Source organism: Streptomyces sp. NPDC002676 (assembly GCF_053592455.1).
The window spans coordinates 1-24,352 of the sequence record NZ_JBSFVT010000008.1 but is presented as its reverse complement, the minus strand read 5'-3'; the positions used below and the strand labels follow the sequence as shown (position 1 = coordinate 24,352).

Here is a 24,352-nt window from a genome sequence, read left to right as displayed (position 1 = left end):
GGGTTTCAGTGCAGGTGAGGGGCCATTGTCACGGTTCTGCGACAGGCGGCCGGCCCCTGCGTGGCAGCGGTCCGGCGTCCCGCGGCAGGCGCCCGGCGTCCGCCAGGGCCCTGCGCAGCAGGAACTCGATCTGCGCGTTGGCCGAGCGCAGCTCGTCCCCGGCCCAGCGGGCCAGCGCCTCGTACACCGACGGGTCGAGCCGCAGCAGCACCTGCTTGCGCTGCTGCGGCCGGCGCCGCGGAGTCTGCTCCGCCGGGTCCGTCACTGGTAGAGGGTCCCCGCGTTGAGTACCGGCTGGGGTGCCCGGTCGCCGCACAGCACCACCATCAGGTTGGACACCATCGCCGCCTTCCGCTCCTCGTCCAGGTCCACGATGCCCTGCTCGGCGATCCGGGAGAGCGCCGCCTCCACCATGCCGACCGCGCCGTCCACGATCTGCCGCCGCGCGGCCACGACCGCGCCGGCCTGCTGGCGCTGGAGCATCGCGGAGGCGATCTCCGGAGCGTACGCGAGATGCGTGAAGCGCGACTCGATGATCCGCACTCCGGCCGCCTCCACCCGCGCCTGGAGTTCGACCGCGAGCTTCTCGGTGATCTCCTCGGCGTTGCCGCGCAGCGAGAGGCCGTCCTCGTCGTGGGCGTCGTAGGGGTACTCGATCGCGATGTGCCGGACCGCCGTCTCGGTCTGGGTGGCGACGAACTCGGCGAAGTCGTCGACCTCGAAGGTGGCCTGGGCGGTGTCCTGCACCTTCCACACCACGACCGCGGCCAGCTCGATCGGGTTGCCGTAGGCGTCGTTCACCTTCAGGACGGCGGTCTCGTGGTTGCGCACCCGGGTGGAGATCCGGGTCCGCGAGGTGAACGGGTTGACCCAGCGCAGGCCGTCCTCGCGGATCGTGCCCCGGTAGCGGCCGAAGAGCTGGACGACCCGCGCCTCGCCCGGCGCGACCGTGTTCAGGCCGCGCATCGCGGTCAGGGCGGCGAGGAGGACGAGGGCCCCGGCGACGATCAGCCCGGCCTTGGCGCCGGGCGCGGAGACCGCCGAGCCCGCCGCGAACAGGGCGACGGCGGCGCCGAGTCCGAGCAGGCCGAGCAGCAGGGCGAGCCCGCCGCCGATGCTGTGCGCGGTGAACTCCCTCACGCGTGGTGCGGGCATGTCGGGTACGTCGGCGGTGGCCGCCTCGTGGGCGTGTGCGGACATGGGTGGTCCCCCGTTCTCGTAAGCCCTAGCTTCGGTCTATCTAAGTGATATCACTTTAACGCTCCGGGCAACCCCGGGGCAGCCACAGCCGTCGGTTCCTTTGGGGCGGGTGCTGATTGTCACGTCCGTAAAAGTGCGGATCGCAGGGCCTTTGTCATAGAGACGGGTGTTAGCTTTCGGAGCTGACCCCGATGAGGAAGCGGAGCGTAGGTACCCATGGGACGAGCGGAAGAGAGACGAGCGCGACAGCGCGGTGGCCGCCGCGCGGCGCCCAAGCGCCGCCGTTCCACCCCCGCAAGCGCACCCGCGGGCGCACCCGCGACCGCCACCGCGAGCGGCGCCGGCCCGGCCGCCAAGCCGCCCAAGGGCCGAATACGCCGGCTCTTCACCTGGAAGAAGATCCTCGGCACCTTCTTCGGCTTCTGCCTGCTCGGCATCGGCGGTTTCGCCGCCCTGTACTTGTACGTCGATGTCCCTGAGGGCAACGCGCTCGCCAAGCAGGAGAGCAACATCTACAAGTACAGCGACGGCACGCTCCTCGCCCGGGTCGGCGAGACCAACCGCGAGAGCGTGGACCTGGCCAAGGTGCCCAAGGAGGTGCAGCACACCTTCGTCGCCGCCGAGAACAAGAGCTTCTACTCGGACTCCGGCCTCGACCTGCGCGGCCTCGCCCGCGGTCTGTTCAACACGGTGACCGGCCGCGGCACCCAGGGCGGCTCGACGATCACTCAGCAGTACGTCAAGAACTACTACCTGAACCAGGATCAGACCGTCACCCGCAAGCTCAAGGAGATGGTCATCTCCTTGAAGGTCGACCAGAAGAAGACCAAGGACGAGATCCTCGCGGGCTACATCAACACCAGCTACTACGGCCGCAACGCCTACGGCATCCAGGCCGCCGCCCAGGCCTACTACCAGGTCGACGCCCAGGACCTCAGCGTCGCGCAGGGTGCCTACCTCGCCGCGCTGCTCCAGGCGCCGAACCAGTACGACTGGGCGACCGCGAGTCCCGTGGGCAAGAGGTTGGTTCGGGAACGCTGGAACTACGTCCTGAACAACATGGTCGAAAAGCACTGGCTGGACCCGGCCCAGCGGCAGGGCATGAAGTTCCCGTTCCCGAAGCAGCCCAAGGGCGCGCCCGGCGAGGAAGGACAGAAGGGCTATCTGGTCGAGCTCGCCAACCAGCAGCTCGAGGACCAGCTGATGAAGCAGGAGGGCATCAGCCGCACGGATGCCGCACAGCAGGTGGTCAAGCGCGGCTGGACCATCACCCTCAACATCGACAAGAAGAAGCAGGCTGCGCTGGAACAGGCGGTCAGGGACCAGCTGACCAGCAAGCTGGAACCGAAGCAGCGCAAGGTCGACGCCAACGTCCAGGCCGGCGCCGTCTCGGTGGACCCGAAGACGGGCAAGATCGTCGCGATGTACGGCGGCCAGAACTACCTCAAGCACTTCTACAACAACGCCACCCGCCGGGACTACCAGCCCGCCTCCACCTTCAAGCCGGTCATCCTCGCCGCCGCGCTGGAGCAGAACGCCACCACGCAGAACGGCAAGCCGATCAACGCCGACACGATCTACGACGGCACCAGCGGGCGCCAGGCCGTCGACCACGGTGGCAAGGTCGGCTTCGGCCCGCCGAACGAGGACCACCGGAGCTACGGCCCGATCACCGTCCAGCAGGCCATGAACCTGTCCGTCAACTCCGTCTTCGCGCAGATGGGCGTCGACGTGGGCATGGACAAGGTCATGAGCACCGCGAACAAGCTGGGCATGGACACCACGGGCATGCAGGCCGTGCCCGCCCAGACGCTCGGCTCGATGGGCGCGAGCCCGCTGGAGATGGCGGGCATCTACGCCACGCTCGACAACCACGGCCAGAAGGTGACCCCGAGCATCGTCAAGTCGGCGGAGCAGAAGGGCCGTTCGGTCGAGATGCCGAACCCTGTCGGCGGCAGCGTCATCAGCCGGACCGCCGCCGACTCCGTGACCTCCGTGCTGACCGGCGTGGTCGACGACGGTACGGCGAACGGATCGGTGGCGAAGAACCAGCTGCGCGACGGGCAGCAGGTGGCCGGCAAGACCGGTACCTCCGACGAGGACAGGTCCGCCTGGTTCACCGGCTACACGCCCGACCTGGTCACCTCGGTGGGCCTGTTCGGCGAGCAGAAGGGGTCCGGCCGCCATGTGAGCCTGCAGGGCGCCACGGGCCAGATCCCGCCGCCCGGCCGGGTCAACGGCGGTGGCCCTCCGGCCGAGATCTGGGCCGCGTACACCTTCGGCGTGACCCACAAGTCCACCTTCGACCTGAACACCACCCAGGGCGCGGCCGTCGAGCCGACTCCGACGGTGAGGTGGAGCGACACGCCGTCCCAGACCCCGTCGAAGACGCCGACCAGCGAACCGCCGACGTCGAAGAAGCCGACCTCCGAGCCGCCGACCGAGACGCCGAGTCACACCCCGACCCGGACGCCCACCCAGACCCCGACCCAGACGCCGACCTTCAGCACTCCGCCGACGAGCGACATCACCGAGAAGCCGCTCGACCCCGGCGGGGGCGACCAGCAGTAGCAGGCGGACACGGCGAAGGGCGCCCGGCGGACACCGGGCGCCCTTCGCGCTGTCGTACGGGGAGGACCGGGCTCAGGCCCGGTTCAGCTCGAACCAGACCACCTTGCCGGTGCTCAGCCGGGTCGCGCCCCAGCGCCGGGCCAGCCGGTTGACCAGGTACAGGCCGCGCCCGCCCTCGTCCGTGGCCCGTGCCTGCCGCAGCCTGGGCAGCTGCGGCACGTCGTCGCCGACCTCGCAGCGCAGCACGTCCGTGCGCAGCAGGCGCAGCGTCACGGGCCGCGAGGCGTACCGCACGGCGTTCGTCACGACCTCGCTGACCAGCAGCTCGACCGAGTCCGTCAGGTCCTCCAGGTCCCAGCGGGCGAGCGCGCGCCGGGCCAGCCGGCGGGCTTGGCCGGGGGCCGTATCGTCCGGCTCCAGCGTCCAGTACGACACATCGCTCGGCGCGATCCCGTCGAAGCGGGCCGCGAGCAGCGCGATGTCGTCGTCCCGGTCACCGGGGCCGAGCATGTCCAGCACCTCGTCGCACAGCGCTTCCAGCGGCGGCGGATGGTCCGGGCCGGTCAACTGGGCCGTCGCGGCGAGCTTTTCGCGCAGCTGCTCTATGCCCGTCCACACGTCCCGCAGCCGGGACTCCACCAGGCCGTCGGTGTAGAGCAGCAGCGTGGCCCCGGCGGGCGCGTCCAGCTCCACGGCCTCGAAGTCGACCCCGCCGACCCCGATGGGCGCGCCCGGCGGCACCCGCAGCACCTCGGCCCGGCCGCCCAGGTGCAGCAGGACCGGCGGCGGATGGCCGGCGTTGGCGATGGTGATGCGGTGCGTGACCGGGTCGTAGACCGCGTACAGGCAGGTCGCCATGCGGTCGGTGCCCAGGCGCTGCGCCTGCTCGTCCAGGTGGTGCAGCACCTCCTGCGGGGGCAGGTCGAGCCCGGCCAGGGTCTGCGCGGTCGTGCGCAGCTGGCCCATGATCGCCGCCGAGGTCATGGAGTGCCCCATGACGTCGCCGACGACCAGCGCGACCCGGCTGCCCGGCAGCGGGATCGCGTCGTACCAGTCGCCGCCGACCCGCGCGGTCTCCGCGGCGGGCAGATAACGGGAGGCCAGCCGGACGCCGGTCGGGCGGGGCAGGGTCTCGGGCAGCATGGTGCGCTGCAGCTCGTCGGCGATGTAGGCCTCGCGGCCGTACAGCACCGCCTTGTCGATGCCGAGCGCGCTGTGCGTGGCCAGCTGGGCGGCGACCAGCAGGTCGTCCGCCTCGAACGCGAGCCGCTCCGGGCGGCGCAGGAACACCGCCGCGCCGATCACCCGGCGCCGGCCGCGCAGCGGCGCGAGGATCGCGTGCTGCCCTTCCGGTACGACCGCCTCGCCGCCCTCGCCGAGCAGTTCGGGCAGCGCGGCACGGGCGGCGGGCGCGTCCGCGAACACCGGCCGCACTCCGCGCAGCACCTCGTTCAGGGCGCCGCCCGGCCGCACCTCGCACAGCTCGGCGGTCAGCGTCGACAGCTCCGCCAGCGGCGAGGCCTCGGCCGGCTCGGGCACCGGCGGCAGCAGGAAACCGCCGTCGGTGTCCCGCTCCTCCGGTATCCGGTCGGTGCGGCGCAGCCGCAGCACCACCGGGCCGGTGGGCCGCTCGTCACCGACGGGCAGCGGGTCGCGCAGATAGACCAGGATCGCGTCCGAGAACGTCGGCACGGTGGCCCGGCACAGCCCCATCACGATCTCGTCCAGGTCGATGCCGCGGGCGATCCGGCGGGTCGCCGCGCCCACGAACCTGAGCCGGTCCCCGTCGCGCCGCATCGGCATCGGCCGTCCCGCGGGCACACCGCGCCCGGTACGGCGCTCCTGGCCGCCCGGCGCCCGCTCCTGCTCGGCGCCGGGCTGCGGCGGAATGCCCTCCGGCGCGGGGCGCGGCCGGTGGGTGCCGGGCTCGGCGGCGGCGGGCTGCGAGTGCTCGGGGCCGTTGACTGCGGGCTCCTTCCCCTGGTTCGCCTTGTTCCCCTTGTCCCCCTTGGCGCAGGGTGTGGTGGTGCCCGGCCCGGACGGCGGTCCCTCGGAGCGGGCCTGCGCCGGTAAGGCGGGGCTGCCGGGCGGCGCCGGGGTACGCAGAAGCGCCCCGCGGCCCTCCGCGGGGTCGAGGCCCGGCTGCGGGCGCTCGTAGGAGGTCGGCTGCTCCGTCACGGGTGTCGCATCCATCCGTCGGGGGCCAAAGGCCTGGCGCGCAGTTGGTCCCGCCGAAATGCCGATACCCGGAATACGTGCCCCAGGAACGGAATTCCCGCGTGGTCAGAGGTTGTGCCTGTGCCACCGGCGAACCCTGTGCGGCTCGCGGTCGTAATGCCCTCGTACCCCTCGCTCACGTCCTGATGCCCCTCGGTGACGTATGGTCAGGCCCGGCTGGTGTTCCGGGAGTTGCTGTTGCGGCCCCTTGCGGAGGATGATCCTACGTTTCTTGCCCGGGGGCGCATCAAGGGTCTCATGAGGACACGTACGCGCGAGTACGGTCCCAGTCATCGGGGAGTGACGGTACCGTCCAGGACGGATCCGGACGCCAGTGCTGCCAGCCGTCCGAGAACGGCGCGCCCCAGGCGCGGATCACCTCCACCGCGGAGTGTCCGGATGCCCGTACGAGTTCGGCGGTCTCGGCGTCCATCAGCCCGTCCCGCTGGGCCTGCGCGAACTCGTCCTCGTCCCGCCAGTGCCAACTGCGGTCCGGGTGGACGGTGATGTCCAGGAAGTAGTCCTCGGAGTCCACCCCGCCCGCCCAACGGGCCAACGGGCGTTCGAGGTTGACGTACCAGTTCTTGAACCGCCAGCCCGGATCCCAGAACAGCCACACCGACCAGGGCAGGCCGGGCTGGGCCAGCTTCAGCACACCCGTGCCGAACCAGCGGTCGCGCTGCACGGCGCGAGGCTTGGTGTAGCGGGACTCGAGCGGCTCCAGATGCACGGGGGTGCCGTCGGCCAGCACCGGCTTCACGCACTCCGTGCCCGGCGCCATCCACACCGCGAGCAGTTCCGCGTCGTCGCGTACGACCGTGACGGGCCGGGCGATGTGGACGTGCTCCCCGGCGTTCTCGCGGTAGCGCCACAGGATCTGCGTCCCGGGCGTCCAGTACCGCGCAGCTCCCGCTCCCACTCGACTCACCGCTCCGTCGTCCGCCATGGACAGATATTAGGTGCCGTGGGCATAGGACGCTGCGGCGCGGGTCACGGTTGAAGCCGCGCCACTTCTCGCAGGCGATCACGGGCGGTTGCCGGCGCGTTGACGACAGGACCTAGGCCCTGTCGTCAAATTCCCGCCTGCCCGGCGACGCCTGGCACGCACGCTCGCCGCGTTGCCGGAGCGCCCACGTGACTCCGCCACGAGGGCGCTCCGGCGCCTTGCGATCGCACGCACCAGACGCCGCCGGGCCCGCCCTCCGGGCGGACGACGGGAATTTGACGACAGGACCTAGGGGCGGGTCATCCGCAGGACGTCCAGGGCCTTGTCGAGCTGCTCCAGGGTGAGATCGCCGCGCTCCACATAGCCGCTCTCCAGCACGACTTGGCGGATCGTCTTGCGTTCGGCGAGCGACTTCTTGGCGACCTTCGCGGCCTCCTCGTAGCCGATGTACTTGTTCAGGGGGGTGACCACGGAGGGTGACGACTCGGCGTACTCGCGGGCGCGTTCGCGGTCCGCGGTGATGCCGTCGACCGTGCGGTCGGCCAGCAGCCGGGAGACGCCTGCCAGCAGCCGGATGGACTCCAGCACGTTCTTGGCGATGACCGGGAGCATCACGTTCAGCTCGAAGTTCCCGGCGGCCCCGGCCGTCGCGATGGTCGCGTCGTTGCCGATGACCTGGGCCGCGACCATGAGTACCGCCTCGGGGATCACCGGGTTGACCTTCCCGGGCATGATCGAGGACCCCGGCTGGAGGTCGGGCAGCCGGATCTCGGCGAGCCCGGTGCGCGGTCCGGACGCCATCCAGCGCAGATCGTTGGCGATCTTCGTCAGCCCTACCGCGATGGTCCGCAGCTGCCCGCTGGTCTCCACGATCCCGTCCCGGGCGCCCTGCGCCTCGAAATGGTCGCGGGCCTCGGTGAGCGGCAGCCCGGTGGTCCGGGCCACTTCTGCGATCACGGCGGCGGAGAACCCGGGCGGGGTGTTGATCCCGGTCCCGACCGCGGTCCCGCCCAGCGGCAGCTCGGCCAGCCGGGGCAGCGAGGCGCGCAGCCGCTCGACCCCGTACCGCACCTGGGCGGCGTACCCGCCGAACTCCTGCCCGAGCGTCACGGGCGTCGCGTCCATCAGGTGCGTCCGCCCCGACTTCACGACGTCCGCGAACTCCTCGGACTTGCGGGCGAGCGAGGCGGCGAGGTGCTCCAGCGCCGGGATCAGGTCGTTGGTGACCGCGGCGGTGGCCGCGATGTGGATGGACGACGGGAAGACGTCGTTGGACGACTGCGAGGCGTTGACATGGTCGTTCGGATGCACGTCCCGCCCGAGCCGCTCGCTCGCCAGCGTGGCGACGACCTCGTTGGCGTTCATGTTGGAGGAGGTCCCGGAGCCCGTCTGGAACACGTCCACCGGGAAGTGCTCGTCCCACTTCCCCTCGGCCACCTCGCCGGCCGCCTCCTGGATCGCCTCGGCGACCTCCTTGTCCAGCACGCCCAGTTCGGCGTTCACCTTCGCCGCCGCCGCCTTGATCTGCGCCAGCGCCTCGATGTGCGCCCGCTCGATCCGCTGCCCGGAGACGGGGAAGTTCTCGACGGCGCGCTGTGTCTGCGCGCGCCATTTGGCATGGGCGGGGACCCGGACCTCGCCCATGGAGTCGTGCTCGATGCGGTACTGCGGATCTTCGGTCGTCATCGTCGTACCTCCGAAAAGGTGAGCACTTGTCATGTCGCGCGTATTCCCAAAGCGGCCTACCCACCAGTAAATACCGGGGGTAACACCTGCTTCGGGGAGGCGTCATGAAACGCGTCAGATCCAGGATCAGATCGACGGCCGTCGCTGTCGCGGCGGCGGCCACCGTCTTCGCGGGCCTCGCGGCCCCCGCCGCCCACGCGGCCCAGACCACCACCCCCCTCCCGGCCGACCTGGAACGCATCCGGGCCGCCGAGGCCACCGCCCTCTACGGCGACCCGGCCGAACGGCCCCTCGCCGACCGCAAGACCGCCCTGATCTCCCTGGGCGACAGCGAGATCTCCGGCGAGGGCGTCGGCTCCTACGAACCCGGCACCAACGGCCCGGACAACTGGTGCCACCGCTCGCCCGACTCGGCCATCCACCGCACCGGCATCCCCGCGGACGTCACCTACAACGTCGCCTGTTCGGGTGCCTACACCGGCAACATCCGCATCGGCGGCAGCAAGCAGTACGCCGACGAACTGGTCCAGAGCGACAGCCTCGCCATCAAGGCCCGCAACACCCGGATCAAGATGATCGTGCTGGTCGTCGGCGCCAACGACGACCTCCAGTTCGGCCCGGTCATGACCGACTGCGTCACCCGCTATCTCACCCTCCAGGGCACCTGCGAGCCCAAGTACGCCCCCGGCTGGCAGGCCCGGGTCGACGGGCTGGTCCCGAAGGTGGAGTCGACCGTCGCCGACCTGAAGACGGTCATGCGGGACGCGGGCTACGGCGACGACGACTACAAGCTCGTCCTCATGGGCTACCCGAGCCCGATCAGCCCCGACTTCCGCGACAACCCGAACTTCCCGGGCAAGCTCGCCGGCGGCTGCGAGGGCTACGACTCCGACGCCGCCTGGGGCCGCAACACCGCCGTGCCGGCCTTCGAGCGCGGGATGCGCAGGGCGGCCGAGGAGAGCGGGGCGTACTACCTCGACAACTCCCGCCTCTTCCAGGGCCACGAGGTCTGCATGGAGGACACGTGGGCGCGGGGCCTGTACGTCGACCTCTCCAACCCGTTCCCGCCGGACTCCAATTCGGTACGGCAGTCCTTCCACCCCAACTACCGGGGGCACGGGGCCTTCGCGTCCTGCCTGACCCAGTTCTACAACTCCGGCTACCGTGAGGCCGGTTGCACCGACCCGGCGAGCACCGGCAGCCCGAAGCTGTACCAGGGCGCCTGGGACGACGCCTACCGCCCGCTGACCGACCAGGCCACCGGGAACTGCCTGGACGCTTCGGGCGGGTCGAGCGCGAACGGCACCGAGGTGCTCGGCTGGGACTGTCACGGCGGGCGCAACCAGGGCTGGTGGTACGACCCCGAACAGCGCTCCCTGCACGTGGAGTTGACCCAGGACCGGTGCCTGGACGTGCCGGGCGGCAACTACACCGCCGGCACGGGCCTGATCATCTGGAACTGCCACGGCGGCACCAACCAGCAGTTCGTCCGCCAGTCCGGCACGATCCGCCCGGCAGGGGCGCAGGGGCTGTGCCTGACGCACGCAGCCGCCCGGGACCGGGTCCGGCTGCAGAGCTGCGACGGTTCAGCGGGCCAGCACTTCAGCTGACCGGCCAGGGGGCTCCGCCCCCTTGCCCCCCGGCCTTTGCCCACCCACCACCCGACTCGGTCGGAAGAAAGGCGGGGGGCCATCAACCAGCCCGTCCGGCGTTTGAGGACGAGGCCCTCAGGGGCCGACGGGGTCGAAGGGGCGGAGCCCCTGGGGGATGGGACGGGTCGGGGCGGCGGGGGCGAGAACCCTCCCCCGCCGCCCACAGGCACTACGCCAGGCCCGGGCCGCGCACCGGAATCGTCGTGAACGTCGGCGCCGGAGCGGGGTCCTGGAAGAAGTCGTTGCCCTTGTCGTCCACGACGATGAACGCCGGGAAGTCCTCGACCTCGATCTTCCAGACGGCCTCCATGCCCAGCTCCTCGTACTCCAGGACCTCGACCTTCTTGATGCAGTCCTGGGCGAGACGGGCGGCCGGGCCGCCGATGGAGCCGAGGTAGAAGCCGCCGTGGGCGTCGCACGCCTGGGTGACCTGCTTGCTGCGGTTGCCCTTGGCGAGCATGACCTTGGAGCCGCCCGCCGCCTGGAACTGCTCGACGTAGGAGTCCATGCGTCCGGCCGTCGTCGGGCCGAAGGAACCGGAGGCGTAGCCCTCGGGGGTCTTCGCCGGGCCCGCGTAGTAGACCGGGTGGTCCTTCAGGTACTGCGGCATCTCCTCGCCCGCGTCCAGCCGCTCCTTGATCTTCGCGTGCGCGATGTCACGCGCCACGACCAGCGGGCCGGTCAGGGACAGGCGGGTCTTGACCGGGTACTTGGTCAGCTCCGCGAGGATCGTGTCCATCGGCTGGTTGAGGTCGATCTTGACGACGTCACCTTCCGATTCCAGGTGCTCGTCCGTCGTCTCCGGCAGGAAGCGCGCCGGGTCCGTCTCCAGCTGCTCCAGGAAGACACCCTCGGCGGTGATCTTGGCGACGGCCTGGCGGTCCGCCGAGCAGGAGACGGCGATCGCGACCGGGCAGGACGCGCCGTGCCGCGGCAGACGGACGACCCGCACGTCGTGGCAGAAGTACTTGCCGCCGAACTGCGCGCCGATGCCGATCTTCTGCGTCAGCTCGAAGACCTTCTCCTCCAGCTCCTTGTCCCGGAAGCCGTGGCCCAGCTCCGAGCCCTCGGCCGGGATCTCGTCCAGGTAGTGCGCGGAGGCGTACTTCGCGGTCTTCAGCGCGTACTCGGCGCTCGTGCCGCCGACGACGATCGCCAGGTGGTAGGGCGGGCAGGCGGCCGTACCGAGCGAACGGATCTTCTCCTCCAGGAACTTCATCATGGAGGCCTCGTTCAGGACGGCCTTCGTCTCCTGGTACAGGAACGACTTGTTGGCCGAGCCGCCGCCCTTCGCCATGAACAGGAACTTGTAGGCGCCGCCGTCGGTCGCGTACAGCTCGATCTGCGCGGGCAGGTTGGAGCCGGTGTTCTTCTCCTCCCACATGGTGAGCGGAGCCATCTGCGAGTAGCGCAGGTTGAGCTTGGTGTAGGCGTCGTAGATGCCGTGCGACAGGTTCTTCTCGTCCTCACCTTCGGTGAGGACGTTCTGGCCGCGCTTGCCCATGACGATCGCCGTGCCGGTGTCCTGGCACATGGGCAGCACGCCGGCCGCCGCGATGTTGGCGTTCTTCAGCAGGTCGAGCGCGACGAACTTGTCGTTGCTCGACGCCTCGGGGTCGTCGATGATCCGGCGCAGCTGCGCGAGGTGGGACGGGCGCAGGTAGTGCTGGATGTCGTGGATGGCCTCCTCGGCCAGCTTGCGCAGCGCCTCCGGCTCCACCTTGAGGAACGTACGGCCGTCGGGCCCCTGGACGGTGGAGACGCCCTCGGACGTCACCAGCCGGTACGGGGTGGTGTTCTCACCCTGGGGGAGCAGATCGGTGTACGCGAACTCAGGCATCTCAGCCCATTCCTCACTCTGACGACGGCGGCCCGCCGACGCTGGCGGGCCACACCAGCGTAGAACCTGCCGTGGGCGCGGAACCTGTGAGGTAGGGCTCAGTACGTGTCCACACCCCCTAGTCGCGATCTATCGCGTTTCGGTACGCTGCTGTCGTGGACCTTCAGAAGCCCGCCCAGCCCGCCCGACTCCAGGACGCCGAGCCGCGCGTCACCGAACTGCGCGCCTCGGACGCCGACCGTGACCGCGTCGCCGACATCCTCCGCGAGGCCCTCGCCGAGGGCCGGCTGACCGCGGACGAACACGCCGAGCGCGTCGAGGGGGTGCTGCACGCCAAGACGGTCGGTGAGCTGGACGTCTTCATCCGGGACCTGCCCGCCGCCCACCAGCGGCCCACGGCCCGCGCGTACACCCCGGCCCCGCCCGGCCCCACGCCCGGCGCGGTCCCGGCCGTGGCGGACGCCAACGTGGTGGCCGTCTTCAGTGCGGCGGCGCGCAAGGGCCGCTGGCGTGCGGGCCGCCGGCTGCATGCGTACTCGGTCTTCGGCAGCGTGGAGATCGACCTCAGCGAGGCGATCTTCGAGTACCAGCAGGTCGTCATCAAGGCCGTCTCCGTCTTCGGTGACGTGCAGATCAGGGTCCCGGAGAACGTGTCGCTGCGCGGCACCGGCGGCGGTGTGCTCGGCAACTTCGAGGTGGACACGCTGGATTCCGTCGAGTCCGACGCGCCCGTCGTCTACGTCGACGGGTGGGCCGTACTCGGCAATGTGGAGGCGCGCCCCAGGCGCGGCAAGCGCGTGGCGGACATCCTCGAACGCGTCCAGGAGAAGGTGCAGGACAAGGTCGACCGGAAGCTGCGCAAACACCTGGACGGCTGACGGCCCGCGAGGGGCGTGAACAAGCCCCTGTGCGCCCGCTGTTGGGAACTCTGTGCATAGGCCCGCGCACAGCGGGTAGGCCTTGCTGCATCGTCTCTCGCTCGCGAAGCCGTCGTCAGGAGTAGACCGTGCCTCAACCGCCGCATTCGTCCCTGCAGCTAGCCGCCGTTCCGGTCCAGCGGGTGCCGGCGCGTGACAGGGACCAGGACACACCCTGGCACACCGAGGCGGTGTGCCGGCGCGACGAGGCAGGCCTCTTCTTCGCTCCGTCGAAGGAGCCGACCGCCGCCCGGCTGTCCCGCGAGGAGGCCGCCAAGCGGGTCTGTGCCCGCTGTCCGGTCATGGTCGAGTGCCGGGAGCACGCGCTGCTGCAGCCCGAGCCGTACGGCGTCTGGGGCGGCCTGACGGCGGCGGAGCGCCGGGTGGTCCTGGCGCGGCGCCGCCGCCGCGACGTGGAGCTGAAGAAGGCGGCGAGGGCGACGGCGAACCGCATGGCGGGTTGAGCGCCGCATGACGGGTTGAGCCGCCTGGCGGGCTGATACGCCGAACGGGGAAGCGCCCTCTCCGCACAGAGGGCGCTTCCCCGTTCAAGGGCCGGTCATGTGAACACCGGCCGTCCGCCTACTTCGCCTTGTCGAAGTCGATCGCGCTGTAGGCCCGCAGCTTGCTCAGCCGGTGCTCGGAGTCGATCCGCCGCACGGTGCCGGACTTCGAGCGCATCACGATGGAGTCGGTGGTCGCGGTCTCCGACCGGTACCGGACGCCGCGCAGCAGCTCGCCGTCGGTGATGCCGGTGGCGACGAAGAACACGTTCTCGCCCTGGACCAGGTCCTCGGTGGTCAGCACCCGGTCGAGGTCGTGCCCGGCGTCGAGGGCCCGCTGCCGCTCCGCTTCGTCCTTCGGCCACAGCTTGCCCTGGATGGTGCCGCCCAGGCACTTCACGGCGCAGGCCGAGATGATGCCCTCGGGGGTGCCGCCGATGCCGAGCAGCAGGTCGATGCCGGTGCCCTCGCGCAGGGCGAGGATCGAGCCGGCGACGTCGCCGTCGGTGATCAGCTTGATGCGGGCGCCGGCCTCCCGGACCTCCTTGATGATGCCCTCGTGCCGGGGCCGGTCGAGGATGACGACGGTGACGTCCTCGGGCGCGGACCGCTTCGCCTTGGCGATCCGGCGGATGTTCACGGCCACGGGCGCGTCGATGTCGACGAAGTCGGCCGCCTCGGGCCCGGTGACGAGCTTGTCCATGTAGAACACGGCGGACGGGTCGAACATGGCGCCGCGCTCGGTGGCCGCGAGGACCGCGATCGCGTTCGGCATGCCCTTGGCGGTCAGCGTGGTGCCGTCGATCGGGTCGACGGCGATGTCGACCTCGGGCCCGGTGCCGTCGCCGACGCGCTCTCCGTTGAAGAGCATCGGGGCCTCGTCCTTCTCGCCCTCACCGATGACGACGACGCCGTTCATCGAGACGGTGGAGACGAGGGTCCGCATGGCGCGCACCGCGGCACCGTCGGCGCCGTTCTTGTCGCCGCGGCCGACCCAGCGGCCGGCGGCCATGGCCGCGGCCTCGGTCACCCGGACGAGCTCCAGGGCGAGGTTGCGGTCGGGGGCCTCGGAGGGCACATCGAGTTCTGACGGCAGGTGATGGTGCTCGGTCATCGGAGCGCACCTTTCTGATACGACGACGGCCGGATGAGGGTGATGGCCACGACTCTATCGTTAGGCAGACAAAATGAGCAGGGGACCCCACGGATGAGCGCCTCGGGCACCTGCGACGATAGGGGGCGTGGCAGGTTCCTACGGCAAGCAGAAGAAGACGGTCCGGGGCTTGGTCCAGTCCCTGGGCGTGTGCGTGATGGCGGCGGCGATCGTCTATCTCGTCGTCCCGCACGACGATCACGCTCCCGGGATCAAGCGGGTCGACTACAGCGTGGAGCTGGTTACGGCGCGCCGCGCGGCGAGCTATCCGGTGGCCGCGCCGGAGGGGCTGTCGAAGGACTGGAAGGCGACCTCGGTCACCTACGACAGCAAGGACGCCCAGCACTGGCACCTGGGCTTCCAGGACCCCGAGGGCCAGTACGTGCAGATCGAGCAGGGCAGGCAGAACCGCGGGGACTTCATCCACGAGGCCAGCCAGGGCGCGAAGGCGACGAAGCAGACCGAGAACATCGGCGGCCGGACCTGGACCCGCTACTCGGGCGGCCGGTACGAGGCCCTCGTCCTGGAGGACACCTCCGGCTCCACCACGGTCGTGGCGGGCACGGCGTCCTTCGGTCAGCTGACGAAGATGGCGGCGGCCCTGAAGATGGCGAAGGGCTAGCAGGTCCGGAAGCGGACGTGAGAAGAGGCCCCCGGCGGTGCCGGGGGCCTCTTTCTCGTTCACTGCGCTGTGCTGCCGTCTCGGATCAGACGGTCGTGACGACGTCGTCGTAGGCCAGGCGCGGCGAGCGCGGGAACCAGGCGTCCTCGCCCGGCTTGCCGATGTTGACGACCATCAGCGGGGTGTGGTCGTCGTCCAGGAACTCCTTGCGGACGCCCTCGAAGTCGAGGCCGGTCATCGGGCCGGCGGCGAGACCCGCGGCACGGACGCCGACGATGAAGTACGCGGCCTGCAGGGCGGCGTTCAGCGCGGCGGAGCCCTCACGGACCGGGCGCTCGCCGAAGAACACGTCCTTCGCCTGCGGGAAGTGCGGGAAGAGGGCCGGCAGCTCCTCGTGGAACTCGTTGTCCGCGGAGAGGATCGCGACCAGCGGGGCGGTGGCGGTCTTGGGCTGGTTGCCCTCGGCCATGTGCTGGACCAGGCGCTCACGGGCCTCGGCGGAGCGGACCAGGGTGATGCGCAGCGGGCTCTGGTTGAAGGCGGTGGGGCCGTACTTGACCAGGTCGTAGATGGCCTGGACCTGCTGGTCGGTCACCGGCTCGTCGGTGAAGGTGTTGGCGGTGCGGGCCTCGCGGAACAGCAGGTCCTGGGCGGCGGGGTCAAGAACGAGAGACATACGTGACTTCCTCAGGTGCGTGTCCCGGTCCGAGGTGCTGGACCGGCTGACAACACCGACCATACGCCGGTTAGGTTTAACGTTCAACCAAAACGGGAGCATGGTGATCCGCTTCACAGCGAGGCGCGCCTGCCTACCCGGCGTCCCCGCTTCCCTCGCCCTCCCCGGCTCCCTCTTCCTTCTCGGCGAGCGCCGCGTCCAGCCGGGCCCGCGCCCCCTCCAGCCAGCGCCGGCACGCCGCGGCCAGCTCCTCGCCGCGCTCCCACAGCGCCAGGGACTCCTCCAGCGTCGTGCCGCCCGCCTCCAGCCGCCGTACGACCTCGATCAACTCGTCCCGCGCCTGCTCGTACGAGAGCGCCTCGTCCACCTTGCTGGTCATCCACTCACCCTTCTCGAAGATCCACTGGGCATCGACTGGACATCGACGCGTACGGCGAACTCAGCCACAAACTCGCACGGAGAACTCAGCCATCGACTCGTACGGAGAACTCGCCTCCGGCGACCCGCGCCCGCAGGCGCTCGCCCGCGGTCACCTCGTCCGGCCCGCGCACCACGTGCCCCTCGGCGTTCTGGAGGACGGCGTACCCGCGCCGGAGCGTCGCCGCGGGGGAGAGGGCCACCACGCGCGCGTGCGTGTGCGTCAGCTCGGAGTCGGCGCGGTCCAGCAGGTGGCCGAGGGTGCGCCGGGAGCGGTCGAGCAGGGCGGCCACATGATCGGCCCGTTCGTCGATCATCCGGTGCGGATCCTCTATCGAGGGCCGGGCCAGCGCGTGCGCCAGCCCCCTCTCCTCGCGCTCCACGAACGCCTCGACGCACCGCCGGGCCCGGTCCCGCAGCATCCGCACCCGCTCGAACTCCTCGCCCACGTCCGGGACGACCTTCTTGGCCGCGTCCGTGGGCGTGGACGCACGCAGGTCGGCGACGTGGTCGAGCAGCGGGTTGTCCGGCTCGTGCCCGATGGCCGACACGACCGGCGTACGGCACTGCGCCACCGCCCGCACGAGCTGCTCGTCGGAGAACGGCAGCAGGTCCTCCACGCTGCCGCCGCCCCGCGCGACGATGATCACGTCCACGTCCTCGATCGCGTCCAGCTCCTTCACGGCCTGCACGACCTGCGGGACGGCGTGCACACCCTGCACGGGGACGTTGCGCACCTCGAAGCGGACGGCGGGCCAGCGGTGCCGGGCGTTCTCCAGCACGTCCCGCTCCGCCGCGGAGGCGCGGCCACAGACCAGCCCGATCAGCTGCGGCAGGAACGGCAGCGGCTTCTTCCGCTCCGGCGCGAACAGCCCCTCGGCCGCGAGCGCCTTCTTCAGCTGCTCCAGCCGGGCCAGCAGCTCGCCGACGCCGACCGGCCTGATCTCGGCGGCCCGCAGCGACAGCTGCCCGCGCGGCGCGTACCACTCCGGCTTCGCCAGGACGACGACCCGGGCGCCCTCGCCGACGACGTCGGCCACGGCGTCGAACACCTGCCGGAAGCAGGTCACGCTGACGGAGATGTCGTACGACGGATCGCGCAAGGTCAGAAACACCACGCCGGCCCCCGGCCGTCGCGACAACTGCGTGATCTGCCCCTCGACCCACACCGCCCCGAGCCGATCGATCCACCCCCCGATGAGCCGGGAGACCTCACCGACGGGGAGCGGAGCTTCCGGGGACGTGTTGGCAGCCATGCCGCGAGGGTAATGGCCGCCGCCGACATTCTGTCCGACGCCGCCTTTCCGGCCCGTCCGACATGTGAGGACGTGGCCCGTTCAGGGCCGAAGCGGCTTACAGGGCCCGCCGGACGCGGCCTTACGATGGGTCCCATGACCGCTTCGCCTGGCCGCCGTGTCCTGCTCGCCGCCCCCCGTGGCTACTGCGCCGGTGTGGACCGCGCCGTGATCGCCGTCGAGAAGGCCCTCGAACAGTACGGGGCCCCGATCTACGTCCGGCACGAGATCGTCCACAACAAGTACGTCGTGCAGACCCTGGAGAAGAAGGGCGCCGTCTTCGTCGAGCGGACGGAGGAGGTGCCGCCGGGCAACATCGTGATGTTCTCCGCGCACGGCGTCGCCCCGGTGGTCCACGAGGAGGCCCGACAGGGCCGCCTGGCCACCATCGACGCGACCTGCCCCCTGGTCACCAAGGTCCACAAGGAAGCCGTCCGCTACGCCAAGGACGACTACGACATCCTCCTGATCGGGCACGAGGGCCACGAGGAGGTCATCGGCACCTCCGGCGAGGCCCCCGACCACATCCAGCTGGTCGACGGCCCCGAGGACGTCGCGAAAGTCCAGGTCCGCGACGAGTCGAAGGTCGTCTGGCTCTCCCAGACCACCCTCTCCGTGGACGAGACCATGGAGACCGTCGACGCCCTGAAGGCGAAGTTCCCGGGGCTCGTCTCCCCGCCCAGCGACGACATCTGCTACGCCACCCAGAACCGCCAGCTCGCCGTGAAGCAGATGGGCGCCGAGGCCGAGCTGGTCATCGTCGTCGGCTCGCGGAACTCCTCCAACTCCAAGCGGCTGGTCGAGGTCGCGAAGCTGGCCGGTTCCCGTGAGGCCTACCTGGTGGACTTCGCCGCCGAGATCGACGAGGCCTGGCTGGAGGGCGTCACCACGGTCGGCGTCACCTCCGGCGCCTCCGTCCCTGAGGTCCTGGTCGAGCAGGTCCTGGACTGGCTCGCCGAGCGCGGCTACGGCGACGTGGAGCTGGTCAAGGCGGCCGAGGAGTCCATCACCTTCTCGCTGCCCAAGGAACTGCGCCGTGACCTGCGCGAGGAGGCGGCGGCCCTGGTCGCCGAGCGCGGCGGATCGGGTACGGCGGACGCGTGACCGTCCCTGCGTCCTGAACTCCGTCCCGTACGTCCGCGGCGTGACTGTCAGTGGCCCGTCGTAACGTAGAGCCATGCAGATCTTCGGCGTGGACATCGGCGGATCCGGGATCAAGGGCGCTCCCGTGGACCTGGAGCGAGGCGACCTGACCCAGGAGCGGTGCAAAGTGCTCACCCCGCACCCGGCGACGCCCGACGGCGTCGCCGACGGGGTGAAGCAGGTCGTGGACCACTTCGGCTGGACGGGCCCGGTCGGCCTGACCTTCCCCGGGGTGGTCACGGGCGGCGCCACGGTCCGTACGGCGGCGAATGTCGACAAGAGCTGGATCGACACGGACGCGGGCGCGCTGTTCAGCGGCCGGCTCGGCGGACTGCCGGTGACCGTGGTCAACGACGCGGACGCGGCCGGCGTCGCCGAGATGCAGTTCGGCGCCGGACGGGGCCGCAGAGGCACGGTCATCCTGCTCACCTTCGGCACCGGCATCGGCAGCGCCGTCTTCGTGGACGGTGCCCTGGTCCCCAACACCGAACTGGGCCACCTGGAGCTGAAGGGCCACGACGCGGAGACCCGTGCCTCCAGCAAGGCCAAGGACGACGAGGAGCTGACCTGGGAGCACTGGGCCGGCCGCCGCGTCCAGAAGTACCTCGCGCACGTCGAGATGCTGTTCTCGCCGGAGCTGTTCATCATCGGCGGCGGGGTGAGCCGCAAGGCGGACAAGTTCCTGCACTTCATCGAAGGCATCAAGGCCGAGATCGTCCCGGCCCAGCTGGAGAACAACGCGGGGATCGTGGGCGCGGCGATGCACGCGGCGCAGCAGGGGGCGCAGGCGTAGTACGGGCCGCCGGGGGAGACGAGGGAGCCGGGGGCCGGGGGAGCTGAGGGCGGCCGGGGGAGCTGGGGGCGGCTGGTCAGCCCCGGCGACGCCGGCGCCGTACCCGCCGCACCCGGCGTGCCAGCACGATCACCCCGGCGACGAGCGTCCCCCCGTACAGCCAGCCCGCCTGCGTGGCGAGCCCGGTGACCAGCCCCATCAGCCGGCTCGGCAGCCCCGCGCTGCCGTCGGAGACCGGAAACAGGCCCACGGCGAAGGCGATCGGCACGACCACGGGCGCGGTCAGCAGATCACTGTCGCGTACCCACAGCGCGGTCAGCACGCACACCGGCAGGAACAGCACGCCGTACACCGGCAGGGACGCGCCGAACAGCAGCTGGTCCAGGCATCCCAGCAGGAACATCGCGAGGGCGCAGAACAGCCCGCCACCGAGCCCCGTCAGCCGGGGCCGGGCCATCCTCCGGCCCGGCGGCACCGGCCGTGCGACCCGCACCTGCCGCGCAGCATGTGCCTGCCGCGCGGCCGGACCCGGGGCGGGCCTGCGCTCACCCGCCGGGCGGCGCCGGGCCTGCGGCGGCAGGGACGCGGGCGGCGGCGAGCCGCGTCGCGCTCCTTGCGGTCCGTCGTTCGGGGGTCGCGTTCTGTGTTGCTCCACTGGACCAACTTAGGTCTGTTTATGTGCTCAATCGCTCCTCAGACACGCCGATGAAGGGAGCTTGGCCCGAGCATCGAAGCTCACAGGGGGGCGTGGCCCGGAACCCCGTAAACTGGTGGATCGGCCAGTGTCGGTCTCTGGTCCCTGGCCCCTGGCACACCACCCCTGGCCCACTCATCTACGGGAAGTCGCAACGTGTCGCTCACGATCGGAATCGTCGGCCTGCCGAATGTCGGCAAGTCGACCCTGTTCAACGCCCTGACCAAGAACGACGTGCTGGCGGCCAACTACCCGTTCGCCACGATCGAGCCGAACGTCGGCGTGGTCGGCGTCCCCGACGGCCGTCTGGCCCAGCTGGCCTCGATCTTCGGCTCGGAGCGCATCCTTCCGGCCACGGTCGACTTCGTCGACATCGCGGGCATCGTGCGCGGCGCCTCCGAGGGTGAGGGCCTGGGCAACAAGTTCCTCGCGAACATCCGTGAGTCCGACGCGATCTGCCAGGTCATCCGTGCCTTCAAGGACGAGAACGTCGTCCACGTCGACGGCAAGGTCTCGCCGAAGGACGACATCGAGACGATCAACACCGAGCTGATCCTCGCCGACCTCCAGACCATCGAGAAGGTCCTGCCCCGCCTCCAGAAGGAGTCGCGGATCAAGAAGGACGTGGCCCCGAAGGTCAAGGCGGTCGAAGAGGCCAAGGAGATCCTGGAGAAGGGCGACACCCTCTTCTCCCAGGGCATCGTCCAGGGCACCGAGCGCGCCGAGCTGCTCCACGACCTGCACCTGCTCACGACGAAGCCCTTCCTCTACGTCTTCAACGTCGACGAGGACGAGCTGACCGACGAGGGCTTCAAGGACGAGCAGCGCGCCCTGGTCGCCCCCGCCGAGGCGATCTTCCTGAACGCCAAGCTGGAGGCCGACCTCGCCGAGCTGGACGAGGAGGAGGCCCTGGAACTCCTGGAGTCCGTCGGCCAGCACGAGCCCGGCCTCGCCACCCTGGCCCGCGTCGGCTTCAACACCCTCGGCCTGCAGACCTACCTCACGGCCGGCCCCAAGGAGTCCCGCGCCTGGACCATCAAGAAGGGCGCCACGGCCCCCGAGGCGGCCGGCGTGATCCACACCGACTTCCAGAAGGGCTTCATCAAGGCCGAAGTCATCTCCTTCGCCGACCTGCTGGAAACCGGCTCGGTCGCCGAGGCCCGCGCGAAGGGCAAGGCCCGCATGGAGGGCAAGGAGTACGTGATGCAGGACGGGGACGTGGTGGAGTTCCGCTTCAACGTCTGATTGGACGTGGACAAACGGCCTGACCTGCGAGAATGCAGGTCAGGCCGTTGTGCTGTCCGCAGCTGTCCGCAGCAGTCCGCAGAACCGGGAAGCCGGATGCGAAGCGCCATGTCCCGCGGGATCTTGCGCAGCTCGGCCTGGGCCTCGGGCCGGAACACCGTGCGGTAGTCACTCACTGCGTGCCGGCGTCTCCCTCATCACGTCCTCGATCGGGACGCCGACGGCCGGGCTCGCCATGCGCTCGTCGATGATGCGGCACCTGCGGGCCCCGGCCGGTGCCGGGGTCGGCGGTGGCAGTATGCGGGGACATGGCGAGAGGGGCCGGGGCGGGATGGGGCGCAGTGAGCGGGAGGCGGTTGCCGCGGGAGGGCGGCTGTACGAGGCGGCGCAGGCGGTGGCCGGCGACCACGGGCGGGCTGTCGAGGCGGTTCGGGCGGCGCTGAAGCCGATCTGCGACACGGCGGCGGAACAAGCGCTGGACGCCATCCCGGTGGCCCGGTTGAAGGAGGTCACCGAGGGTCGGCTCAGGCTCGGGGAAGTCGAGAAGAGTGGCCTGCGATCGGTCCGGCAGGTACTCGATGCCGGTTCCTACCGGTTGCGACAGATTCCTGGCGTGGGGCAGCGGACCGCCGATCAGGTCATCGCGGCGGCACGTCAGATATCTGATGCCGTCCGGGAGACCGTCGCCGTCCACATCGACGTGGATCGGCCGGAGCCGCGAACCACCTCACTCGTCATGGCCCTGCATGTGCTGGTGGAAGCGGGCCCCGATGCGCGGCGAGCCGTCGACACGGCCGTGGCTCTCTCGGAGCGGCTCGGTCCGCTGCTGGCCGAGGCCAAGCCGGCCGCCAGACGGCTGCGGATGCTGCTGGTGGGACAGGCCAAACGAGCTCGGGTGCTGGAGGCCGTTGCAGAGGTCCGCAGGCTGGCCGAGGAAGCGGCGCGGGGCGGTGTGCCGGAGCTGCTTGCACAGGCCTCGGTGGATCTGCTGCGCGGTACCTCGACCGAGGTTGCCGCCTGGGTCGACTTCGAGCTGCGTTCCGCCGAGTACTACAGCCTGCTCGCGGAGATCTCCGGCCGCAGCCCCGACACTGCCGCTGCCGAGGGGTTCCTGCCCGACGAGGTTGCCGAGCGGGTCCGCGACCAGATGCTTGATGACACTCACCGGCGGGTGTCGCTGCGCGGCTATCAAGCCTTCGGGGCGCGCTTCGCCCTGGCGCAACGCAAGGTGATCCTTGGCGACGAGATGGGGCTCGGCAAGACCATCCAGGCCATCGCCGCTCTGGCTCATCTCGCTGCCGAGGGGCAGACTCACTTCATGGTCGTCTGCCCGGCCAGCGTCCTGATCAACTGGACACGCGAGATCGAGGCCCGCAGCAAGCTGCGCGTGACGCCTCTTCACGGCCCCGACAGACAGGAAGCGTTCGCCGACTGGAAGGGCCGGGGCGGCGTAGGGGTGACTACCTTCGACGCCCTGCGCGGCTTCCCGGCCCCTGGCGGCGGCGAGCTGGGGATGCTGGTCGTGGACGAGGCGCACTACGTGAAGAATGCGAAGACGCGTCGCTCCCAAGCCGTGACGGAGTGGTCCGGGCACTGCGAACGCGTTCTCTTCATGACCGGCACGCCCATGGAGAACCGAGTCGCCGAGTTCCGCAGCCTCGTGCAGATTCTCCAGCCGCACCTGGCAGGGGTTGTCGGCGACCGTGACGCAGTGGCCGGTTCCAAGGCATTCCGGAAGGCCGTCGCCCCGGTCTATCTGCGCCGCAACCAGCAGGATGTCCTGACCGAACTGCCCGCGCTCCAGCAGACGGACGAGTGGGAGGAACTGAGTGCGTCGGACGAAGATGCCTACCGCGAGGCCGTGCGCGCCGGCAACTTCATGGCGATGCGCAGAGCGGCGTACGCGCGCCCCGAGAAGTCGGCCAAGCTGAACCGGCTGCGCGAGATCGTCGAGGACGCCGCCGAGAACGGGCTGAAGGTGGTGGTGTTCTCCAACTTCAGGGATGTCCTTGGAACGGTGAAGGACACGCTGGATGGCGCGCGGAGCAATGGTGGCGCTCAGGTGTTCGGTCCGATCTCGGGAAGCGTGCCACCCGCGCGCCGTCAGCAGCTGGTGGACGAGTTTGCCGCCGTGCCGGGTCATGCGGTGCTGGTGGCGCAGATCGAGGCGGCGGGGGTGGGGCTCAACATGCAGGCCGCGTCCGTCGTGATCATCTGTGAGCCCCAGATCAAACCGACCATCGAACACCAGGCGGTGGCGCGGGCCCATCGCATGGGGCAGGTGCGTTCGGTCCGGGTGCACCGGCTGCTCACCACCCGCGGGGTGGACGAGCGGATGGTGGAGATGCTGAAGAACAAGACCCGCCTGTTCGACGCGTACGCGCGCCGCAGCGCGGTCGCCGAGTCGACGCCGGACGCGGTCGACGTTTCGGACACGGCGATGGCCCGCCAGATCGTCGAGGAGGAGCAGGCGCGGCTGGGAGCTGTCGGCAAAGAGTCCGCGGGACACCCGTAGGCGACGTGCCCGGTGGGCAAGCCCCAGGGCCAAAGTTGACACAGGGCTCCCCGATCCGTACTGTTCTGCGAGCTGTCCGACGTGAGCGTCGACTCCGGTCGGTCCCCGGACAGCCATTCCGCAAGTACCAGCCAAGACTCGGCGCCCCTGCGTCGACCTCTTTGGCATGCGTATTTGCGAAATGAGGAATCCGCGTTCGAAAGAGCGCAGCCCCGATTAGCTCGGGAGCAAGGAATCCGCTAAAGTCTCACTCGTCGGAACGGCCCA

At 70.4% G+C, this 24,352-nt stretch carries 20 protein-coding genes and 2 pseudogenes; 9 read left to right on the top strand and 13 right to left on the bottom strand.

Annotation, left to right across the window (positions count from 1 at the left end):
- Window positions 1-28 precede the first annotated feature (28 nt).
- Both ACWD3E_RS22895 and ACWD3E_RS22890 read right to left on the bottom strand, forming a co-directional pair.
- Window positions 29-265: a hypothetical protein gene (locus ACWD3E_RS22895; RefSeq protein WP_451389400.1), complete on the bottom strand. Its 237-nt coding sequence runs from the start codon at window positions 263-265 to the stop codon at window positions 29-31.
- Window positions 262-1,200: an SPFH domain-containing protein gene (locus ACWD3E_RS22890; protein WP_451389399.1), complete on the bottom strand. Its 939-nt coding sequence runs from the start codon at window positions 1,198-1,200 to the stop codon at window positions 262-264. Before ACWD3E_RS22890 ends, ACWD3E_RS22895 begins: the two co-directional genes overlap by 4 nt.
- A 216-nt stretch (window positions 1,201-1,416) precedes the next feature.
- Here ACWD3E_RS22890 and ACWD3E_RS22885 point away from each other — a divergent pair, with 216 nt between their 5' ends.
- A complete protein-coding gene (locus ACWD3E_RS22885) occupies window positions 1,417-3,771 on the top strand; it encodes a transglycosylase domain-containing protein (RefSeq protein WP_451389398.1) in 2,355 nt (784 codons plus the stop codon).
- 72 nt (window positions 3,772-3,843) lie between these two features.
- Here ACWD3E_RS22885 and ACWD3E_RS22880 read toward each other — a convergent pair whose 3' ends face one another.
- The 3 genes from ACWD3E_RS22880 to ACWD3E_RS22870 form a co-directional block, all read right to left on the bottom strand.
- Complete coding sequence (locus ACWD3E_RS22880; RefSeq protein WP_451389397.1) at window positions 3,844-5,949, bottom strand: SpoIIE family protein phosphatase; 2,106 nt, start codon at window positions 5,947-5,949, stop codon at window positions 3,844-3,846.
- A gap of 295 nt (window positions 5,950-6,244) precedes the next feature.
- On the bottom strand, window positions 6,245-6,934 hold the full coding sequence (gene fomD, locus ACWD3E_RS22875) for a cytidylyl-2-hydroxypropylphosphonate hydrolase (RefSeq protein ID WP_451389396.1): 690 nt from the start codon (window positions 6,932-6,934) through the stop codon (window positions 6,245-6,247).
- 288 nt (window positions 6,935-7,222) lie between these two features.
- Window positions 7,223-8,620: a class II fumarate hydratase gene (locus tag ACWD3E_RS22870; RefSeq protein WP_451389395.1), complete on the bottom strand. Its 1,398-nt coding sequence runs from the start codon at window positions 8,618-8,620 to the stop codon at window positions 7,223-7,225.
- Between the two features lie 104 nt (window positions 8,621-8,724).
- Here ACWD3E_RS22870 and ACWD3E_RS22865 point away from each other — a divergent pair, with 104 nt between their 5' ends.
- On the top strand, window positions 8,725-10,230 hold the full coding sequence (locus ACWD3E_RS22865) for a ricin-type beta-trefoil lectin domain protein (RefSeq protein ID WP_451389394.1): 1,506 nt from the start codon (window positions 8,725-8,727) through the stop codon (window positions 10,228-10,230).
- A 211-nt stretch (window positions 10,231-10,441) separates the two neighbouring features.
- On the opposite strand, the gene ACWD3E_RS22860 is transcribed toward ACWD3E_RS22865, so the two are convergent.
- Window positions 10,442-12,112 (bottom strand): fumarate hydratase, encoded by a 1,671-nt coding sequence (locus tag ACWD3E_RS22860; protein ID WP_451389393.1) that lies wholly within the window; start codon window positions 12,110-12,112, stop codon window positions 10,442-10,444.
- Between the two features lie 155 nt (window positions 12,113-12,267).
- On the opposite strand from ACWD3E_RS22860, the gene ACWD3E_RS22855 reads away from it, so the two are divergent.
- Window positions 12,268-12,990, top strand: a complete 723-nt coding sequence (locus ACWD3E_RS22855) for a DUF1707 SHOCT-like domain-containing protein (RefSeq protein ID WP_451389392.1) — start codon at window positions 12,268-12,270, stop codon at window positions 12,988-12,990.
- A 128-nt stretch (window positions 12,991-13,118) separates the two neighbouring features.
- A complete protein-coding gene (locus ACWD3E_RS22850; protein ID WP_451389391.1) occupies window positions 13,119-13,493 on the top strand; it encodes a WhiB family transcriptional regulator in 375 nt (124 codons plus the stop codon).
- 118 nt (window positions 13,494-13,611) lie between these two features.
- On the opposite strand, the gene glpX is transcribed toward ACWD3E_RS22850, so the two are convergent.
- Complete coding sequence (gene glpX, locus ACWD3E_RS22845; protein ID WP_451389390.1) at window positions 13,612-14,646, bottom strand: class II fructose-bisphosphatase; 1,035 nt, start codon at window positions 14,644-14,646, stop codon at window positions 13,612-13,614.
- Between the two features lie 127 nt (window positions 14,647-14,773).
- On the opposite strand from glpX, the gene ACWD3E_RS22840 reads away from it, so the two are divergent.
- On the top strand, window positions 14,774-15,307 hold the full coding sequence (locus tag ACWD3E_RS22840; protein WP_451389389.1) for a DUF4245 domain-containing protein: 534 nt from the start codon (window positions 14,774-14,776) through the stop codon (window positions 15,305-15,307).
- A gap of 85 nt (window positions 15,308-15,392) precedes the next feature.
- On the opposite strand, the gene ACWD3E_RS22835 is transcribed toward ACWD3E_RS22840, so the two are convergent.
- From ACWD3E_RS22835 to xseA, 3 genes are all read right to left on the bottom strand, one after another.
- Window positions 15,393-15,983, bottom strand: a complete 591-nt coding sequence (locus ACWD3E_RS22835) for a malonic semialdehyde reductase (protein ID WP_451389388.1) — start codon at window positions 15,981-15,983, stop codon at window positions 15,393-15,395.
- A 133-nt stretch (window positions 15,984-16,116) separates the two neighbouring features.
- Complete coding sequence (locus tag ACWD3E_RS22830) at window positions 16,117-16,362, bottom strand: exodeoxyribonuclease VII small subunit (RefSeq protein WP_451389387.1); 246 nt, start codon at window positions 16,360-16,362, stop codon at window positions 16,117-16,119.
- Between the two features lie 85 nt (window positions 16,363-16,447).
- Entirely contained in the window at window positions 16,448-17,656 is a 1,209-nt protein-coding gene (gene xseA / locus ACWD3E_RS22825) for an exodeoxyribonuclease VII large subunit (protein ID WP_451389386.1), read from the bottom strand.
- A gap of 126 nt (window positions 17,657-17,782) precedes the next feature.
- Here xseA and ACWD3E_RS22820 point away from each other — a divergent pair, with 126 nt between their 5' ends.
- Both ACWD3E_RS22820 and ppgK read left to right on the top strand, forming a co-directional pair.
- Window positions 17,783-18,799 carry a 4-hydroxy-3-methylbut-2-enyl diphosphate reductase gene (locus ACWD3E_RS22820; RefSeq protein ID WP_451389385.1) on the top strand — a complete coding sequence of 339 codons (1,017 nt, stop codon included), beginning with the start codon at window positions 17,783-17,785 and terminating at the stop codon, window positions 18,797-18,799.
- 73 nt (window positions 18,800-18,872) lie between these two features.
- Complete coding sequence (ppgK, locus tag ACWD3E_RS22815) at window positions 18,873-19,631, top strand: polyphosphate--glucose phosphotransferase (protein ID WP_451389384.1); 759 nt, start codon at window positions 18,873-18,875, stop codon at window positions 19,629-19,631.
- A 76-nt stretch (window positions 19,632-19,707) separates the two neighbouring features.
- Here the strand turns inward: ppgK and ACWD3E_RS22810 are convergent, their stop codons facing one another.
- On the bottom strand, window positions 19,708-20,124 hold the full coding sequence (locus ACWD3E_RS22810; protein ID WP_451389383.1) for a DUF6542 domain-containing protein: 417 nt from the start codon (window positions 20,122-20,124) through the stop codon (window positions 19,708-19,710).
- A gap of 357 nt (window positions 20,125-20,481) precedes the next feature.
- On the opposite strand from ACWD3E_RS22810, the gene ychF reads away from it, so the two are divergent.
- Entirely contained in the window at window positions 20,482-21,570 is a 1,089-nt protein-coding gene (gene ychF, locus ACWD3E_RS22805; protein WP_451389382.1) for a redox-regulated ATPase YchF, read from the top strand.
- 95 nt (window positions 21,571-21,665) lie between these two features.
- Here the strand turns inward: ychF and ACWD3E_RS22800 are convergent.
- Both ACWD3E_RS22800 and ACWD3E_RS22795 read right to left on the bottom strand, forming a co-directional pair.
- Window positions 21,666-21,746: pseudogene (locus tag ACWD3E_RS22800) on the bottom strand (type II toxin-antitoxin system RelE family toxin); the annotation flags it as partial.
- Window positions 21,739-21,825 (bottom strand): annotated as a pseudogene (locus tag ACWD3E_RS22795) (type II toxin-antitoxin system Phd/YefM family antitoxin); the annotation flags it as partial. The pseudogenes ACWD3E_RS22795 and ACWD3E_RS22800, both read right to left, overlap by 8 nt.
- A gap of 76 nt (window positions 21,826-21,901) precedes the next feature.
- On the opposite strand from ACWD3E_RS22795, the gene ACWD3E_RS22790 reads away from it, so the two are divergent.
- Window positions 21,902-24,085, top strand: coding sequence for a DEAD/DEAH box helicase (locus ACWD3E_RS22790; RefSeq protein WP_451389381.1), 2,184 nt, complete (start codon window positions 21,902-21,904; stop codon window positions 24,083-24,085).
- Window positions 24,086-24,352 lie beyond the last annotated feature (267 nt).